The sequence below is a fragment of the Burkholderia sp. Bp9143 genome (assembly GCF_003853645.1).
In the GTDB taxonomy this organism is placed as follows: domain Bacteria; phylum Pseudomonadota; class Gammaproteobacteria; order Burkholderiales; family Burkholderiaceae; genus Burkholderia.
Genome location: NZ_QTPO01000009.1, coordinates 25,842 through 42,229 on the forward strand (window position 1 = coordinate 25,842; position 16,388 = coordinate 42,229).

The 16,388-nt window shown below is 66.0% G+C and carries 13 protein-coding genes, 1 tRNA gene and 1 pseudogene; 4 read left to right on the plus strand and 11 right to left on the minus strand.

Annotated features, from left to right (window positions below; translation table 11 throughout):
• The first annotated feature begins 50 nt into the window (after positions 1–50).
• A complete protein-coding gene (locus DIE23_RS08640) occupies positions 51–437 on the plus strand; it encodes a hypothetical protein (RefSeq protein ID WP_124611735.1) in 387 nt (128 codons plus the stop codon).
• A gap of 177 nt (positions 438–614) precedes the next feature.
• Here DIE23_RS08640 and DIE23_RS40050 read toward each other — a convergent pair whose 3' ends face one another.
• The 9 genes from DIE23_RS40050 to fdnG form a co-directional block, all read right to left on the minus strand.
• Positions 615–767 carry a hypothetical protein gene (locus tag DIE23_RS40050; RefSeq protein ID WP_260436004.1) on the minus strand — a complete coding sequence of 51 codons (153 nt, stop codon included), beginning with the start codon at positions 765–767 and terminating at the stop codon, positions 615–617.
• A gap of 55 nt (positions 768–822) precedes the next feature.
• Positions 823–1,146 carry a glycogen/starch/alpha-glucan phosphorylase gene (locus tag DIE23_RS40055; RefSeq protein WP_260436005.1) on the minus strand — a complete coding sequence of 108 codons (324 nt, stop codon included), beginning with the start codon at positions 1,144–1,146 and terminating at the stop codon, positions 823–825.
• Positions 1,147–1,757: 611 nt separating this feature from the next.
• Positions 1,758–1,853, minus strand: a tRNA-Sec gene (locus DIE23_RS08650).
• A gap of 41 nt (positions 1,854–1,894) precedes the next feature.
• Complete coding sequence (gene selB, locus DIE23_RS08655) at positions 1,895–3,820, minus strand: selenocysteine-specific translation elongation factor (RefSeq protein ID WP_124611736.1); 1,926 nt, start codon at positions 3,818–3,820, stop codon at positions 1,895–1,897.
• Positions 3,817–5,256 (minus strand): L-seryl-tRNA(Sec) selenium transferase, encoded by a 1,440-nt coding sequence (gene selA, locus DIE23_RS08660; RefSeq protein WP_124611737.1) that lies wholly within the window; start codon positions 5,254–5,256, stop codon positions 3,817–3,819. The genes selB and selA overlap by 4 nt, the downstream gene beginning before the upstream one ends.
• A 76-nt stretch (positions 5,257–5,332) precedes the next feature.
• The gene (gene fdhE / locus DIE23_RS08665) at positions 5,333–6,268 is read right to left on the minus strand and encodes a formate dehydrogenase accessory protein FdhE (RefSeq protein ID WP_185646408.1); all 936 of its coding nucleotides are present in this window, start codon (positions 6,266–6,268) and stop codon (positions 5,333–5,335) included.
• 110 nt (positions 6,269–6,378) lie between these two features.
• The gene (locus DIE23_RS08670) at positions 6,379–7,005 is read right to left on the minus strand and encodes a formate dehydrogenase subunit gamma (protein ID WP_039318958.1); all 627 of its coding nucleotides are present in this window, start codon (positions 7,003–7,005) and stop codon (positions 6,379–6,381) included.
• On the minus strand, positions 7,002–7,916 hold the full coding sequence (gene fdxH / locus DIE23_RS08675) for a formate dehydrogenase subunit beta (protein WP_124611739.1): 915 nt from the start codon (positions 7,914–7,916) through the stop codon (positions 7,002–7,004). Before fdxH ends, DIE23_RS08670 begins: the two co-directional genes overlap by 4 nt.
• A gap of 10 nt (positions 7,917–7,926) precedes the next feature.
• Positions 7,927–10,998 (minus strand): formate dehydrogenase-N subunit alpha, encoded by a 3,072-nt coding sequence (gene fdnG, locus DIE23_RS08680; RefSeq protein ID WP_148093467.1) that lies wholly within the window; start codon positions 10,996–10,998, stop codon positions 7,927–7,929.
• 140 nt (positions 10,999–11,138) lie between these two features.
• On the opposite strand from fdnG, the gene DIE23_RS08690 reads away from it, so the two are divergent.
• The 3 genes from DIE23_RS08690 (at position 11,139) to DIE23_RS08700 (ending at position 14,583) form a co-directional block, all read left to right on the plus strand.
• Entirely contained in the window at positions 11,139–12,071 is a 933-nt protein-coding gene (locus DIE23_RS08690; RefSeq protein WP_124611742.1) for a YihY/virulence factor BrkB family protein, read from the plus strand.
• Between the two features lie 405 nt (positions 12,072–12,476).
• Positions 12,477–13,640, plus strand: a complete 1,164-nt coding sequence (locus DIE23_RS08695) for a porin (protein WP_124611743.1) — start codon at positions 12,477–12,479, stop codon at positions 13,638–13,640.
• A gap of 469 nt (positions 13,641–14,109) precedes the next feature.
• Positions 14,110–14,583: a VOC family protein gene (locus DIE23_RS08700; RefSeq protein ID WP_124611744.1), complete on the plus strand. Its 474-nt coding sequence runs from the start codon at positions 14,110–14,112 to the stop codon at positions 14,581–14,583.
• A 140-nt stretch (positions 14,584–14,723) separates the two neighbouring features.
• Here DIE23_RS08700 and DIE23_RS08705 read toward each other — a convergent pair.
• A pseudogene (locus tag DIE23_RS08705) lies at positions 14,724–15,525 on the minus strand (aminoglycoside adenylyltransferase family protein).
• Positions 15,526–15,775: 250 nt separating this feature from the next.
• The gene (locus tag DIE23_RS08710; RefSeq protein ID WP_011548077.1) at positions 15,776–16,225 is read right to left on the minus strand and encodes an HU family DNA-binding protein; all 450 of its coding nucleotides are present in this window, start codon (positions 16,223–16,225) and stop codon (positions 15,776–15,778) included.
• Positions 16,226–16,388 lie beyond the last annotated feature (163 nt).

Consider the following 16,388-nt stretch of genomic DNA (forward strand, 5'->3'; position numbering starts at 1 on the left):
CATAGCCCGACCTATGCTGTCGTCACGTAATCGATGAAATGGAGAGGATCATGCGCAATGCACACGACGATGGACAACGGACCGACTACGACCGCGCAGTCAATGCGCAGCTGTGCGCGTTCAACAGCGCGTTCGCCGACCTCGGGCTGCGCTTTCGCTGGGATGCGCAAACGCTGATGTCGCTCGCGGCGATCGACGGCGACCACGCTCGCGTTGTTGCCTACATCGAGGCGCAACAACCGCATCTGCTCAATGCGTATAGCGCGGAGTTCCTGAGCGCAGCAATCCTCGTGAAGAAGAGCGCGCACACGCCGGACGCGCTGCCGACGCGCATCGAGGCATCATGCGACGGCTACCGCTCGCAACGGGCAGCGGGTTTCACGCTCTCACAGTACTTCGGCGACGATGCGGGATTGCCTGCACTGGCGGGCGCCTGAACGTCGGCACTGACACGACGAAGCGTGGCGTAAGGCGGCCGGAATTGACGCGGCCAGCGAACGGCCGACACCCGGCGCCGGAATTGAAGTTCGGAAAGAGAGGATTCCTTAAGCCATATCCAGCCCACCGCTGTCAGGGCGCAAGTGGGGGTGGCCCCATGCTGCACGCACAAGCAGTCATCGATACCACGCAATGAGGCCGAGCTCGGCCGGCACGAACCCGCCGTCGCGCAAGCGATCGCGATACGCGACGGCCGCCGGCCAGTAGAAGCCATCCAGATATTCGCGCAGCATCCGGTTGCTGCTGAAGCGCGGCGCAAGTTCCGACATGCTCGCGCGCACGCGTTGCGCCCAGTCTCGCGGTATGCCCTGCACGTCACGTGCGCTAGAACGCCGGCACGATGTCGTCCTCGAGCAATTCGTAGAGGTGCTCAGCATCGTCCGCGTTGTTGTTGCTGTTGTCGTCGCCGATCGCCCAGCCGTAGAGCGGCTGATAGGCTTCCGCCCACCAGCCGTCGAGCGAGGAGAGGTTGAGCCTGCCGTTTGCGAGCACCTTCATCCCGCTCGTACCACATGCCTCCCACGGGCGCCGCAGCGTGTTGATCCACACATCGACGCCTTGCACAAGCTGCTGCGCGAGCGCCATATCGTAGTCCTCAAGGTATACCACGCGCTTGCGCAGCGTCGAAACAGTGTGTAATCGAACCACTCGTGGATCAGTACCTTGCCCTCCACGTCGTCAGGGTGCGCCTTGCCCGCAACGATGAGCTGCACGGTCAGCTCTTCGTTCGTCAGCAGGCGTGCAAGGCTTGCCGAATCGCGCAACAGCAGGTTCGGACGCTTGTAGCCCGTGAAGCGGCGGGCAAAGCCGAGCGTCGGGATGTTCGGATCGAGCACGCGCGACGCATGGGCGAGCTTGTCGGACGGCCCGCCTCGCTGTCCGAGCTGCCACGCGAGCCGCACGCGCATAACGGACGAGGTCGCGGCGCTGCTGGGCCGACAGCGCCCGGAGCGTCTCATCGTCGCACGCGGCGACGGCCGCCGTGTGGCCATCGACCGCGCCGAGCCAGCGGCCCTTCCCGCAAGCGTGGGTCCACAGATGTCCGACCACGCGGAATCCCAGGTCGGCACGTGGACACCGTTGGTCACGTGACGCACCGGCACCTCATCGATCGGCCAACGCGGATACCCATACTTCGTGAGGAAATTGTGCGGGACGTCAACGGTAGTCGCAAGCTCGCCACTACCCATAAATCGCTTTTAAATCAAGGATCTAAAGGGCGTCTCCGGACACTACCGGAATACCCGGGAAGCCTTGAGTGGCGGAAGGCAGCCGGAGTCGAACCGACCCGGGAGTGTCTGACACCCCCAACCGGGTTTGAAGCCCGGCCGTACCACCGGATACGAATGCCTTCCATGGGAAAGAGAACCCAAAGAGCGAGAAGAACGACGAGCGCCTACGCCTGTACACCCACCCAACCGCTGTCAGGCCGCAGGAAGTGAAGATCGCGGTGGAAGCGAGTATACCCAACCCGATCGAAGAACTCGAGAATCTGGATCGCGCGCTTGCGGCCAAGCCCGGTCGCATCGCGAAACGTCGCCGCGTCGAGCCCGCCGCCGCCCGTCGGCGCGAGATGCGCCACCAGCCCGGCCAGCTCGCGCACGACATCCGCGTGATAGAACAGGTCGCGCACGACCTGATGCACGTCGCCGCGCCGCGCAAGCTTGCGCAGCAGCGTACGCACGGCCTCCTCGGCCGCGCCCGTGTCGCGCGCCAGATCGCGGACCCACGGCGGATCGAAGCGCCCCGCATGAATCAGCGGCAGCAGTTGCTGCGCCAGCGCTTCCTCGCGCGCATCGAAACTCACCGAATGTGACGGCAGATGCAGCCACGGCCCGCTTCGCGCCACCTCCCCGCCATCCACCAGTGCATCGACCAGCGCGCGCCACAGCGCGTCGCCGACGAGCGGCGCCGCCATCCGCCGCAGGCGCGCCGCATCGAGCCCCTGCTCGTCCGGCACGCGTTCGTGATACGCGCGCAGCGTGTCGATCGCCCGCGCCTGCAGCGCATCCCATTGCACCCGAGCGATCACTGTGCCGTCGTTCGACGCACGCTCGCGCTGGCCGATCGCCAGTGCGTCGTCCGGCAACGCCAGCGCGTCGGGCGCGAAGCCCGTCAGGTGCGTGAGCATCGCGCGTGCGATACCGAGCGGTGCCTGCGCGAGCAGCGCATCGAGCCGCCCTTCGTCAAGCCATGCCGCCAGCGCATCGAGCCATGCACGCCGCGCGGGCGTGCGACGCTTGCGCGCGGGACCGAACGGGTCGAGCACGCGACCGCCGCCGACGGTGCGCGTCGCCTGCGGGTTGCGGACGATGAAGCGATCGCCCGGCAGCGCGAACACGGGTTCGTCGAACACCAGTTGCACGCGCATCGTCTGGCCGGACGCGAGCGTATCGCCGTCGAGCAGCGCGACGTGCGCGACGCGATGCAGCGTGCCGAGATGCACGTGCAGCGGCGCCCAGTGCGTCAGCGTGAGCCCCGCATCGGCCAGCAGCGTCAGTTCCACGTCGAGACGCGGCGACGTCGCGACGAGCCGCGCATCGGCGACAGTATCGCCGCGCTCGACGTTCGCCTTGTCGACGCCGGCGAGGTTCAGCGCGCATCGCTCACCCGCGCGGCCCGTGTCGACCGGCCGGTTCTGCGCATGGATGCTGCGCACGCGCGCCGCGCCGCCGGTGCGCACGACCGCGAGCGTGTCGCCGATCGCCACGCGACCCGCGAACGCGGTTCCCGTCACGATGGTCCCCTGCCCGGCAAGCGTAAACACGCGATCGACCGCGAGCCGGAACAGGCCGTCGTCGCGGCGCGCACGCCATGCAAGTGCGGCATCGGCGAGGTAACGCTTCAATGCGGCGACGCCCGGATCGTCCTCGCGCGTCGCGCAGGTTTCGAAGATCGGCGCGCCATCGAGCGTCGAGCCCTGCAGCCACGCGGCGATCTCGTCGCGCACCGCCGACAGGCGTACTGCGTCGACACGATCGCATTTCGTCAGCGCGACCGCGCCATGCGCGACGCCGAGCAGTTGCAGGATCGCGAGATGCTCGCGGGTCTGCGGCATCACGCCGTCGTCGGCGGCGATCACGAGCAGCGCGAAGTCGATCCCGCACGCGCCGGCCGCCATGGTATGAATCAGCTTCTCGTGGCCCGGCACGTCGATCAGGCCAAGCACGTCGCCGTTCTCGAGCGGCGTATACGCATAGCCGAGCTCGATCGAGATGCCGCGCGCCTTCTCTTCCTTCAACCGGTCGGTGTCGACGCCCGTCAGCGCCCGCACGAGCGTCGTCTTGCCGTGATCGATGTGTCCTGCGGTACCGACGATCATGCAGCCGGCCCCGCGATCCGCACGCATTGCGCGACGAATACCGCTTCATCGGCCGCTTCGAGGCAGCGCAGGTCGAGCCGCAGCGCATTGTCGGCGATGCGGCCGATCACCGGGCGCGGCCATTCGCGCAGCCGCTTCTCGAGCTGCGCGAGCGCACGGCCGCCGCGCTTGCCGTCCGGCGTGCGCACGACGAGCCCGGCGCTCGGCAACTGGTCGACCGGCAGCGCACCGCTGCCGATCTGGCTGAACATCGGTTCGACCTGCACGTCAAAGCCGCTGCCGAGCGCGGCCTGCAACACCGGACGCACGCGCTCGGCGGCCTCGAAGATCTCGCGCTGCGGCCGCGTCAGCAGACGCAGCGTCGTGAGCCGCTCGCACAGGAATTCCGGCGCCAGGTAGAGCCTCAGCACAGGCTCGAGCGCGGCGAGCGTCAGCTTGCCGACGCGGAGCGCGCGCTTGAGCGGATGTTTCTTGATCTTCGCGACGAGCGCCCGATCGCCGACGATCAAACCGGCCTGCGGCCCGCCGAGCAGCTTGTCGCCACTGAACGTGACGAGGTTCGCGCCGGCCGCGACGGTTTCCTGCACGGTCGTCTCGTGCGGCAAGCCCCATTGCGACAGATCGGCGAGCGTGCCGCTGCCGAGATCGACCGCCACCGGCAGCCCGTGCTCGCGCGCGAGCGGCGCGAGTTCGGCGAGCGTCACTTCCTTCGTGAAGCCGCTGATCGCGTAGTTGCTGCAGTGCACCTTCATCAGCAGCGCGGTGCGCGGGCCGATCGCGTCAGCATAGTCACGCAAATGGGTGCGGTTGGTCGTCCCGACTTCGCGCAGCCTCGCACCCGCGCGGCTCATGATGTCGGGAATGCGGAAGGCGCCGCCGATCTCGACCAGCTCGCCGCGCGACACAACGACTTCCTTTTTCGTTGCCAGCGCCGATAGCGCCAGCAACACGGCCGCGGCATTGTTGTTGACGACGGTCGCGGCTTCCGCGCCCGTCAGTTCGCACAGCAGATCGTCGATCAGGTCGTCGCGGTCGCCGCGGCGGCCGGTGGCAAGGTCGAATTCGAGGTTGACGGGTTGCGTGAGCGCGTCGACCACCGCCCGCACCGCATCGTCGGGCAACAGCGCGCGCCCGAGATTGGTGTGCAGCACGGTGCCCGTCAGGTTGAACACCGGGCGCACGGTGCCCGCGCTCTGCGCGGCCAGCGTACGGGCGATGGCAGCCGCGATGCGCGGCTCGTCGAGCGGCCCGGCCGCCGACGGCTCCTGCTGCGCGACGGAGCGCCAGCGTTCGAGTTCGGCGCGCACCGCGTTCAGCACGCGCGTGCGGCCATAGTCGGCGAGCAGCGGCTGCAGCGGCGCCGACGACAGCACGCGCTCCACCGACGGCACGCGCGCGAGGACGGCATTCAGTTCATTCAAACCCGGTTCGGTCACGTAATGGTGGCTCCATTTCCATGCGCGGCATGGCAGCCGGCACAGGCGCTCGGGCGCCGATGCCGGCTGCCTGTCGTCACTCCGCTTCGTGCGTCATGTCCGGCCACAGCAGCGGGTTCGGCGAACTGCGCTGGTAGCCGGCTTCGTTCATCAGCAGGTCGAGCGTGAGGCTCGCGAGATCGTCCGCCAGCGGCTCGAACTCGAAGTCCTTCTCCTGGTAGCCGATCTTGCGGTAGGTCTTGCATTCATCGCACGATTCGGCCTTGACGGCTTCGCTGCCGCCCTCGATCCCGTGGTACGCGATGCCCTTGGTCGAGTCGCAGTGCGAACATTTCGTGCGCACCATGTGCCACTCGGTCGCGCACAGCCCGCACTGCAGGAAACGGTAGCCCTGGTACTGGCCGCCGACGCGCACGACGCTCGCGACCGGATGCGTGCCGCACACGGGGCACAGCCCCGGCTGGTCGAGATACGGAACGTCGGCCGGTGCAACGCGGCTCGCGAGATCGGTCCAGACGACCTGCAGCGCGGCCATCACGAACGGCGCGGTGGCCGGGTCGACTTCGGCGAAGCGCAGCGCGAGGATCGCGTCGGCCTGCGCGTCGAGTTCCGCGGGCGCCATCAGGCGCAGCCGGTCGAGCAGCTTCGCGAGCGACGGATTGACGAGCCCTGCGCTTTCGACGCGGTCGAGCAGCTCATACAGCACGGCCCGCCACTGCGGGTTGCGCTCGCCGTCGAGCGCCGGCACGAGCGGCATCGAATGCTGCTGTGCACGTGCGATCGCTTCGGGCGACGGCATCGGCAGGTTCAGCGCCTGCAGCGTCGCGTGCTGCGCATCGGCAACGGTCGCCATCAGCCGCAGGTAGCCGCTGATCGGGTTCAGGTCGGCGAGCTTGCGCAGCCGGGCGGCACGCGCCGAGAACACGGTGCCGCGCTCCGGCAGGCGAAAGCGCGGAATGGCCGAATGATCGAGCGCCGAGATCTCGGTCGGCTCCAGAATGCGTTGTGTCACAAAAATGTCTTCCAAATGAACAAGCGCCGACGAGTCGGCGCTTTCGGGCGGCTCCGGCGAAGGAACGGAACGATTTCGCCGCGCTCGGCTAACCGCCCCGCTCCCGTGCGTTATTTCACGCTTTCACGGAACCACTTCGGGTGATGCTTGCGGGCCCAGCCCAGCGTGACGGTGCCGCGCACCATCGCCCCGATCGAGCCCTTCACCCACAACGCCGCGTAAATGTGCACGATGATGCTCGCGATCAGCACGAAGGCCGCCACGGCATGCACGACGGCCGCCGCGCGGATCACCCCGATCGGGAAGTAGAACGAGAAGTAGCGCCGCCAGATCACCACCCCCGACAGCAGGAGCAGCAGCAGGCACGCCACCAACGTAAAGAATAGCAGCTTCTGTCCGGCGTTATAGCGACCGACGGGCGGCAGCTTGTCTTCCTGGTTGGTCAGCACGTCGCCGATCTGCTTCAGCCATTGACGGTCGTCCGCGTCGAGCGCGTTGTGATGCCAGAAGCGCACCACGAGAATCGCGAACGACACGAACATCACGAGACCGACGAACGGATGCAGGATCCGCGTCCACTGGCCGCCGCCGAACAGCGCGGTGAGCCAGAACATCGACGGATGGAACAGCGCGAGCCCGGACAGCGCGAGCAGCACGAACGTGATCGCGGTGATCCAGTGGTTCGTGCGCTCGTTCGGCGTGTAGCGGACGATTAGGTTGGGGTCGTCGTGCTTCATTTTGCGTCCTCCTTGATGCGTCGCGCCTCGTCGCGGGCGGCGGATTCTTCCTCGTCGCTGACCTCGTTCGGACCGACCCGGGTGTAGTGGAAGAACCCGGCCAGCGCGGTCAGCGCAAGGCCGGCGACCGCGAGCGGCTTCGCGATCCCCTTCCACAGCTGCACCATCGGGCTGATCGACGGATTGTCGGGCAACCCGTGGTACAGCGACGGCTTGTCCGCGTGGTGCAGCACGTACATCACGTGCGTGCCGCCGACGCCCTGCGGGTCGTACAGCCCCGCATGCTCGAAGCCGCGCTCCTTCAGGTCCTCGATCCGCTCGGCCGCGTGCTGCTTCATGTCCTCCTTGGTGCCGAACACGATCGCGCCCGTCGGGCAGGTCTTCACGCAGGCCGGTTCCTGGCCGACCGCGACGCGGTCGGAACAGAGCGTGCACTTGTATGCGCGATGATCCTTCTTCGAGATCCGCGGAACGTTGAACGGGCAGCCGGTCACGCAATAGCCGCAACCGATGCAGTTCTCCTCGTGGAAATCGACGATCCCGTTGTTGTACTGCACGATCGCGCCCGGCGACGGGCACGCCTTCAGGCAGCCCGGATCCTCGCAGTGCATGCAGCCGTCCTTGCGGATCAGCCACTCGAGGTCGCCTGCCGGGTTCTCGTATTCGGCGAACCGCATCACCGTCCACGAGTGCTCGGACAGGTCGGCCGGGTTGTCGTACACGCCGACGTTGGTGCCGACCTCGTCGCGCAGGTCGTTCCACTCCATGCATGCCGTCTGGCATGCCTTGCAGCCGATGCACTTCGATACGTCGATCAGCTTCGCGACGCTCCCGGTCACCGGTTCGCGCGCCGTGGGCGGCGGCGTCGTGGTGGCCGAGACGCGCTTGATATCCAGCGATTGCAATGCCATCTCTTCCCCCTTACGCCTTTTCGACCTTCACCAGGAACGACTTGAATTCCGGTGTATACGAGTTGCCGTCGCCCACGGACGGAGTCAGGGTATTGGCGAGATAGCCGGGCTTCGTCAGACCCTTGAAGCCCCAGTGCAACGGGATGCCGACCGTCTGGACCTTCTTGCCTTCGATCGTCAGCGGCTTGATCCGCTTCGTGACGAGCGCGACCGCGACGATGTAGCCGCGCTTGGACGACACCTTCACGCGATCGCCGTGCGCGACGCCGACTTCCTTCGCGAGGTCCTCGCCGATCTCGACGAATTGCTCCGGCTGGATGATCGAGTTCAGCCGCGCATGCTTGGTCCAGTAGTGGAAATGCTCGGTCAGCCGGTACGTCGTCGCGACGTGCGGGAACTCCGACACCTTGCCGAACGACGCGCGGTCGTCCGGGAACACGCGGGCGGCCGGGTTGTTCAGCGCCTGCGGGTTGTCAGGGTGCAGCGGGTTCGCCGCGAGCGGCGTCTCGAACGGCTCGTAGTGCTCGGGGAACGGCCCTTCGTTCATCCCCGCGCGGGCGAAGAAGCGCGCGACGCCTTCCGGATTCATGATGAACGGCCCCATCCCGTTCTCGGGCGGTTCGTCCGCCTTGAAGTCCGGCACGTCGGTGCCCTTCCACGCGCTGCCGTTCCAGCCGATCAGCTTGCGGGTCGGGTCGAACGGCTTGCCGCTCACGTCGCACGATGCGCGGTTGTACAGGATCCGCCGGTTGGCCGGCCAGGCCCACGCCCAGTTCAGCGTCTGGCCGATGCCGGTCGGGTCCGAGTTGTCGCGCCGCCCCATCTGGTTGCCGGCCTGCGTCCAGGCGCCGCAGAAGATCCAGCAGCCGCTCGCGGTCGTGCCGTCGTCCTTCAGCTGCGCGAACGCGGCGAGCTGCTCGCCCTTCTTCACAAGGGTCTTGGTCGGATCCTTGGGATCGGGCAGATCGGCGAGCGCACGCCCGTTGTACTCCATCGCGAGCTCCTCGGGCGTCGGGCTGTCCGGGTTCGCGTACGGCCAGGTCAGGTTCACGATCGGGTCCGGATACTTGCCGCCGTCCGTCTGGTACATCTTGCGCATGCGCAGGAACAGCCCCGACATGATCTCGAGATCGCTCCGCGCCTCGCCCGGCGGCTCCGCGCCCTTCCAGTGCCATTGCAGCACGCGGCTCGAACTGACGAGCGAGCCGTCTTCCTCCGCGAAGCAGGTGGTCGGCAGACGGAACACCTCGGTCTGGATCTTCGACGCATCGACGTCGTTGTAGTCGCCGTGATGCTTCCAGAACTCGGACGTCTCGGTCGCGAGCGGATCCATGATCACGAGCCACTTCAGCTTCGCGAGGCCTGCCGCCGTCTTCACCTTCGACGGCGCCGCCGCGAGCGGGTTGAAGCCCTGGCAGATGTAGCCGTTCATCTTGCCGGCATTCATCAGTTCGATCGCCTGCAGCAGGTCGTACTGCTTGTCGAGCTTCGGCAGGTAGTCGTAGGCCCAGTTGTTCTCGGCGGTCGCCGCATCGCCCCACCACGACTTCATGAAGCTGACGTGGAAGGCCTTGTAGTTCTTCCAGTAGCTCAGCTGGTTCGGCCGCAGCGGCAGCTGCACGCGCTTCTTGATGTAGCCGTCGAAATCCTGTTCGGCCTGCATCGGCAGCGTCATGTAGCCCGGCAGCAGGTTCGACATCAGCCCGAGATCGGTCAAGCCCTGGATGTTCGAGTGGCCGCGCAGCGCGTTCATCCCGCCGCCGGCGATGCCGATGTTGCCGAGCAGCAGCTGCACCATCGCACCGGTGCGGATCATCTGCGCGCCGATCGAATGGTGGGTCCAGCCGAGCGCGTACAGCACCGTGCCGGCGCGGCCGGGAACGGCCGTCGTCGCGAGCATCTCGCACACTTTCAGGAATTTCTCCTTCGGTGTGCCGCACGTCTGCTGGACCATGTCCGGCGTATAACGCGCATAGTGCTGCTTCAGCAGGTTGTATACGCAGCGCGGATGCTGCAGCGTCGCGTCGACCTTCACGAAGCCGTCGTCGCCGCGCTCGTAATCCCAGCTCGATTTGTCCGGATACGCGTGCTTCTCGGCGTCGTAGCCGGAATAGATGCCATCGTTGAACGCGAAATCCTCGCGCACGATGAACGAGAAGTCCGTGTAGTTCTTCACGTACTCATGCTGGATCTTGTCGTTCGTCAGCAGATAGTTGATGACGCCGCCCAGGAAGACGATGTCGGTGCCGGTGCGGATCGGCGCGTAGTAGTCGGCCACCGAGGCCGTACGCGTGAAGCGCGGGTCGACGACGATCAGCCGCGCCTTGCGGTGCGCCTTCGCCTCCGTTACCCACTTGAAACCGCACGGATGGGCCTCGGCTGCATTGCCGCCCATCACGAGAATCACGTCCGCGTTCTTGATGTCGACCCAATGGTTCGTCATCGCTCCACGGCCAAACGTCGGGGCAAGACCTGCCACCGTCGGGCCATGTCAGACACGCGCCTGATTGTCGAATACGAGCATTCCCAGACTGCGGACAGCCTTGTGCGTGAGGTAGCCGACTTCGTTGCTGCCCGCCGACGCCGCCAGCATGCCGGTGGTCAGCCAGCGGTTGACCTTCGCGCCGTCTTCCGCCGTCTCGACGAAGTTCGCGTCGCGGTCGGCCTTCATCAGCTTCGCGATCCGGTCGAGCGCGTCGCCCCACGAGATGCGTTCCCACTTGTCCGAGCCCGGTGCCCGGTATTCGGGATGCGTCAGGCGGCTCGGGCTGTGGATGAAGTCGATCAGGCTCGCGCCCTTCGGGCACAGCGTGCCGCGATTGACGGGATGGTCGGGATCGCCTTCGATATGGATGATGCTCGGCTGCGCGTTCTTCGCGCCGTCCCCGAGGCTGTACATCAGGATGCCGCAACCCACTGAGCAATAAGGACAGGTGTTGCGCGTTTCGACGGTGCGCGCCAGCTTGTACTGTCGGACCTCGGCGAGCGCTTCCGTCGGAGAAAAGCCCATCAGGGCAAGACTCGATCCGGCAAGCGACGTGGCCGTCACCTTCAGGAACTGGCGCCGGGACATTTGTAGCATGATGGTCTCGGCGTTTTTGTGGGGTGGGGGGAAACTGAAAGGAATTATAGACAGTTCAAGCAACTATGATCGAATCCTCGGATCAATACTGGTTTACCTGATCCACCGATGTCCCGCGTCCACCGCACCACCGAACCGTCATGAAACGACCGATCACGTCCGAAGCCACCCGTCTCGCGCAACAACAGGCCAACTGGGCACTCAACGCGTTCAAGCGCTTCTCCTCCGACCGCTGCTCGGCGATGGCCGCGAGCATCGCGTTCTTCTCGGCGTTCTCGCTCGCGCCGACGCTCGTGATGGTGATCGCCGTGGCCGGCTGGTTCTACGGCGACGACGCCGCGCGCGGCCAGGTGTTCGAGCAGGCACACCAGTTGATCGGCGACGATGCGGCGGCCAGCATCCAGACGATCGTGCAGAACGCGCATCGCGCGGGCGAGCGCGGCGGCATCGCGACGCTGATCTCGTTCGCCGCCCTCGCGCTCGGCGCGTCGGCGACGTTCGCATCGCTGAACACCGCGCTGAGCGTGATCTGGCCGAGCACGGAAAACCGCTGGTCGAGCATGCTCGGGCTCGTGCGCGTGCGGCTCGTTTCGTTCGGGCTCGTGCTCGGCGTTGCGTTCCTGCTGATCGTGTCGCTCGTGCTCGATACCGCGATCACGTTCATCGGCACCTGGCTGCTCGGCGATTCACCGTACGTCGCGATCACCAACCTGCTGCAGTTCTTCGTCGGCATCGCGGTGCTCGCGGGCGCGTTCGGCGCGCTGATGAAGTTCCTGCCCGATGCGCGCGTCGCGTGGCGCGACGCGATGATCGGCGGGATCGTGTCCGCGATCCTGTTCTCCGGCGGCAAGAAGCTGTTCGCGCTGTATCTCGCACATGCGGGCACGGCAAGTGCGTTCGGCGCGGCCGGATCGTTCGCGGTCCTGCTGATGTGGCTGTACTTCTCGGCGGCCGTGCTGCTGCTCGGCGCGGAATTCGCGGCCGCGCGCGGCGATGCGCATCGCCGCACCGGCAACGTTGCGGCCGTGTCCGCGCCGACGGATCGCGCCGCCGATCGCGCAAGCGGCAACTGATTCCCCACGTATTGCTTCCCGCGTGGCCGCATCGTCGCCCTACGCGACTGCCTTCCTTTCCGCAACCACCCCGCCCGCCCCGTGTTGATGCGTTCCTTGCATCGGCGCGCGATGCATGCCGCAACGGCAAACGTTTGCATACCCCGATTTCCGTGCGCCAACCGGCGAAACTTGCCCCTCCTGTGCCGGACGCACCAACTGTTGCAACAATCGCAGCGCAGCAAATGTCAACTATTTCAAAAAGAGGAACAGTCCTTGATGTGCTTGATATATATGAACTTTTTCTCGCTGTTACCTTTTCGAGACACTTTATTTTTTAAGCTTTCTTGCATGGATGGCACTGAGCTATTCTCCAATCCGCAACAAATAACGAATGACGAATCATTTGCGTGGAGATACTCAACGATGAAGAAACTCGCTCTCTCGACCCTCTCGCTCGCCCTGCTGGGTGCCGCTGGCGCTGCTCACGCTCAGTCGAGCGTGACGCTGTACGGTGTGCTCGACACGTCGATCGCGTTTGTCCATGGCAACAACGGCCAGGCCATCAACTCGTGGCAAATGCTGTCGGGTAACCTGCAAGGCCCGCGCTGGGGCTTGAAGGGTACGGAAGACCTGGGTGGCGGCCTGAAGGCAATCTTCCAGTTGGAAAACGGTTTTGACGTCGGCACCGGCAAGCTGAACCAGGGTGGCCGCATGTTCGGTCGTCAGGCCTATGTCGGTCTGGACCACGCCCAATACGGTACGCTGACGCTGGGTCGCCAGTACGACCCGTCCGTCGATATGGTTCAAGCCGTGACGGCCGACAACTATTTCGGCAGCATCATGGCGACCCCGGGTGACGTCGACAACAACGACAACAGCATCCGCGTCAACAACGCGGTCAAGTATGTGTCGCCGGTCTTCGCGGGCTTCCAGTTCGAAGGTATGTACGCACTGGGCGGCGTCGCGGGCCATACGGGCCAAGGCCAGACGTGGAGTGCCGCGGCAGCCTACAACAACGGCCCGATCGGCGTCGCTGCCAGCTTCCTGCGCGTGCAGAACGGCAACGATCGCTCCGTCGCCGCAGACGGCTGGTCGAGCCCGACGGCAACCGGCATCGGCGTCTCGAACAACCCGATCGTCGGCGCATACGCAACGGCGAAGGCAATCAACGTCGCGCAAATCGCTGGCCAGTACGGAATCGGCCCGGTGACGTTCGGCCTCGGCTACAGCAACGCGCAGTACAAGGCGGATAGCCTGTCGGCATTCGGGACGACCGAGAAGTTCAACACCGGTCGCGCATTCGTGAACTACCAGGCATCGCCGGCACTGCTGCTGGGCGTCGGCTACTCGTACACGAAGGCGAGCGGCGACACGGACGCGAAATACCATCAGGTTGGCCTCGCAGCGGACTACTCGCTGTCGAAGCGCACGGACGTCTACCTGATCGGCGGCTACCAGCACGCCAGCGGCACGCAACGCGTGAGCGGCACCGCGACGCAGACCGCGGCAGCATCTATCGGCTCGTACGGCTACACCGGCACGAAGTCGCAAGAGCTGGTCGCTCTCGGCCTGCGCCACAAGTTCTAAGAAGTACGTTTCCGGTGTGCATGGCGTCTCCGACGCCATGTCGCCGAACTGCAAAACCAGTCACCGGTTTCGGCCGTGGCTGGTTTTTTTTCGTCCGTTGCCGGCGCCGCCGTGGCGGGCCGCGACCGTGGCCGGGACTTGGGTACGGCAGCCGGCCGGGAGCGGCTTCTGGGCCACCTGTCGCGCGCTGAAAGCCTATCCGGACACCCCTCGCTATCCGACGGCCGCATGCGGCCGCTCAGACGCACGCCGCCCCGGTTGCCACCGCGCGGACCACCCCATCACCCCTGACGCGCGACAACAGCATCCGGCATCACAACGGACGCATGCCCGTCCCCCCAGCCGATTTCGATACCGCGACGCGAAGCACTATGCTTCGACGTGTCGATTTCGATGACCTTCGTCCGTCGTATCGATGGCGGCACGCAGATTGCCCCGTTCCTCACCGACACCTGACAGGAGACGCTCCATGACGATTCAGAAGATCACGCCGTTCCTCTGGTACTCGACGGAAGCCGAAGAAGCCGCGGCCTTCTATGCGGGCATTTTCCCGAACTCGCGCGTCGTGCGCGTCACGGCGGTGTCCGGCACCAGCGGCACCCGGATGGTCGAGTTCGAACTGTTCGGGCAGCCGTTCATCGCGATGAGCCACCCGCGCACCGAGACGTTCAACCACGCGATCTCGCTGATGATCAGTTGCGGCGACCAGGCGGAACTCGACCGCTACTGGAGCGCGCTGCTCGACAACGGCGGCACGGCCGACGGCTGCGGCTGGCTGCGGGACCGCTTCGGAGTCTCGTGGCAGATCGTGCCCGACGCACTGATCCCGATGATGGCCGACCGCGACGAGGTCAAGGCGGCGCGTGTGGCCGCGGCCATGATGCAGATGACGAAGTTCGACGTCGCCGCGCTGAAGGCCGCATACGCAGGCACGGCGGGCTGACGAAGCCACGAAGCGCTGCGCGCCCTTCGCGGGGGCATCGGCACGCCCGTGAGGCGCGTACGGCCCGCGCATGACCGCAGCCATCGACGGGATTGCATCGCACCGTGACGCAATAGTGGACAACGGCCGTTCGCGCACCGCTACGCAGACAGCCTCGCTTCGACGACCCGTCGCACGTAGCGCACGAATGCGGCGACCGGTTCGCCGGACAGCAGCGCATCGTCGCCGTCGCCGCGCAGATGGACGGTACGCGCGGCCGACAGGACGGGACGGTACGCGTCGGGCAGGCGGTCCAGTATCCAGTACCCACGCCGCGGCGACGTCCTTCGGCGCGATCCTGCCGGTCGCGGCGCTGTACCAGATGCGTGCGAGCGCAAGCACGACGTTGCATTCGTCGCCGCGCCAGTCCGGCTCGGCATGCCACTGCGCAACGGTGGCGAGGAGCGCGGCGACGAAATCGCATGCGGACACCACGTCGAACCACGCGGCCGCGCGCGGCCCGAGCAACACAACGTCGTGCTGCCGCACCTTCGTCAACAGAATCGCCAGATCGTGATCGACGCACGCCGGCTCGACGATGCCCGCACGCAGATCGCGGCGCAGCCATTCGCCGAACTGCTGCTCGCGCCGGGCCGGATGACGCCACGGCACCACGTCGCCACGCACGACGACGGTCACTTCGAGCGCGCGCATGTGCGCCACGCTCCCTGGCGGCGCGGACACATCGAGCAAGTCGAGCATCAGCGCGCGCCGCACCGCTTCGCCCGGCGACACGGCGACCGTCACCAGCAGGTCGATGTCGCTGCGCGGTTTCAGCCCGCCGTCGAGCGCCGAGCCGAACAGATGCATCGCCAGCAGCGTCGTGCCGAGATGCCGTTCGATCGTGGCGCACACAGCAGCCACCTGGCCGGCGATCCCGACGGGAACGATCGCTGCATTCATGACGCGAGACACGCGCGCAACGTGCGGCGATGCGAGGCCGCGCGCCGGCACGAACATGACGATCCGGCCGTCCGCACAAGCGGCTCGCAGCACCGGACACGCATCACGTCACGCCGCATCCGCGCTGTGCGATGCCGACACCGCCGCGCGATTTGCGCAGCGCAATAAAAATCCCCGCACGCTTTCGCGTACGGGGATCGTCGGACATCGCAACGGCCGCCGACATGCATTCGGCGGCCGTTACGCGGCATTACGCAGCCGCGTCCTTCAGCTTCTTCAGCGCACGTGCCTTCACGCGCACGCTGGCCGGCTTTGCCGGGAACCAGCGCTCTTCGCCCGTGAACGGATCCTTGCCGAAGCGCTTCTTCTTCGCCGGCACGACTTGCGCCGTGATCTTCAGCAGACCCGGCAGCGTGAACTCGCCTGCGCCCTTCTTGTGGACCGAGCCCAGCACGACGTTCTCGAGTGCGACGAGCACTGCCTTGACCGCCTTCACTTCGACAGCTGCGCGCTCAGCGATGTGCGTTGCGAGCGATGCCTTCGTGAACTTGTCCTTCAGCGGCGTCGGAGCGGCCGGTGCTGCCTTTGCGACAGCCTTCTTGGCCACTACTTTCTTCGCGGGCGCAGCCTTTTTGGCAGCCACTTTCTTGGTGGCCGGTGCGGCAGCCTTCTTGGCCACCTTTTTTGCGGAAGTCGCCATGTTTCTCCTACCAGGTGTGGTCGTTGGATACACGAAGCGTGCAACGCGCGCGCTTCAACGCCGGATTCTACAAGCGCCGTGACGCTTCGTGCAGTACTTTTATGCGTTTTCGCGGGGTTTCCCGCAGGTTTTGTTGCGCGCGACCGACTTCGTCGACGTTCGA

What these genes read in the sequence shown, in the direction of transcription:
- DIE23_RS08695 (WP_124611743.1), top strand. Translation starts at nt 12,477, where the DNA reads ATGAAGAAACTCGCTCTCTCGACCCTCTCGCTCGCCCTGCTGGGTGCC.
- DIE23_RS08700 (WP_124611744.1), top strand. Translation starts at nt 14,110, where the DNA reads ATGACGATTCAGAAGATCACGCCGTTCCTCTGGTACTCGACGGAAGCC.
- DIE23_RS08640 (WP_124611735.1), top strand. Translation starts at nt 51, where the DNA reads ATGCGCAATGCACACGACGATGGACAACGGACCGACTACGACCGCGCA.
- DIE23_RS08710 (WP_011548077.1), bottom strand. Translation starts at nt 16,225, where the DNA reads ATGGCGACTTCCGCAAAAAAGGTGGCCAAGAAGGCTGCCGCACCGGCC.
- selB (WP_124611736.1), bottom strand. Translation starts at nt 3,820, where the DNA reads ATGATCGTCGGTACCGCAGGACACATCGATCACGGCAAGACGACGCTC.
- DIE23_RS40050 (WP_260436004.1), bottom strand. Translation starts at nt 767, where the DNA reads ATGTCGGAACTTGCGCCGCGCTTCAGCAGCAACCGGATGCTGCGCGAA.
- DIE23_RS08670 (WP_039318958.1), bottom strand. Translation starts at nt 7,005, where the DNA reads ATGAAGCACGACGACCCCAACCTAATCGTCCGCTACACGCCGAACGAG.
- fdxH (WP_124611739.1), bottom strand. Translation starts at nt 7,916, where the DNA reads ATGGCATTGCAATCGCTGGATATCAAGCGCGTCTCGGCCACCACGACG.
- DIE23_RS08690 (WP_124611742.1), top strand. Translation starts at nt 11,139, where the DNA reads ATGAAACGACCGATCACGTCCGAAGCCACCCGTCTCGCGCAACAACAG.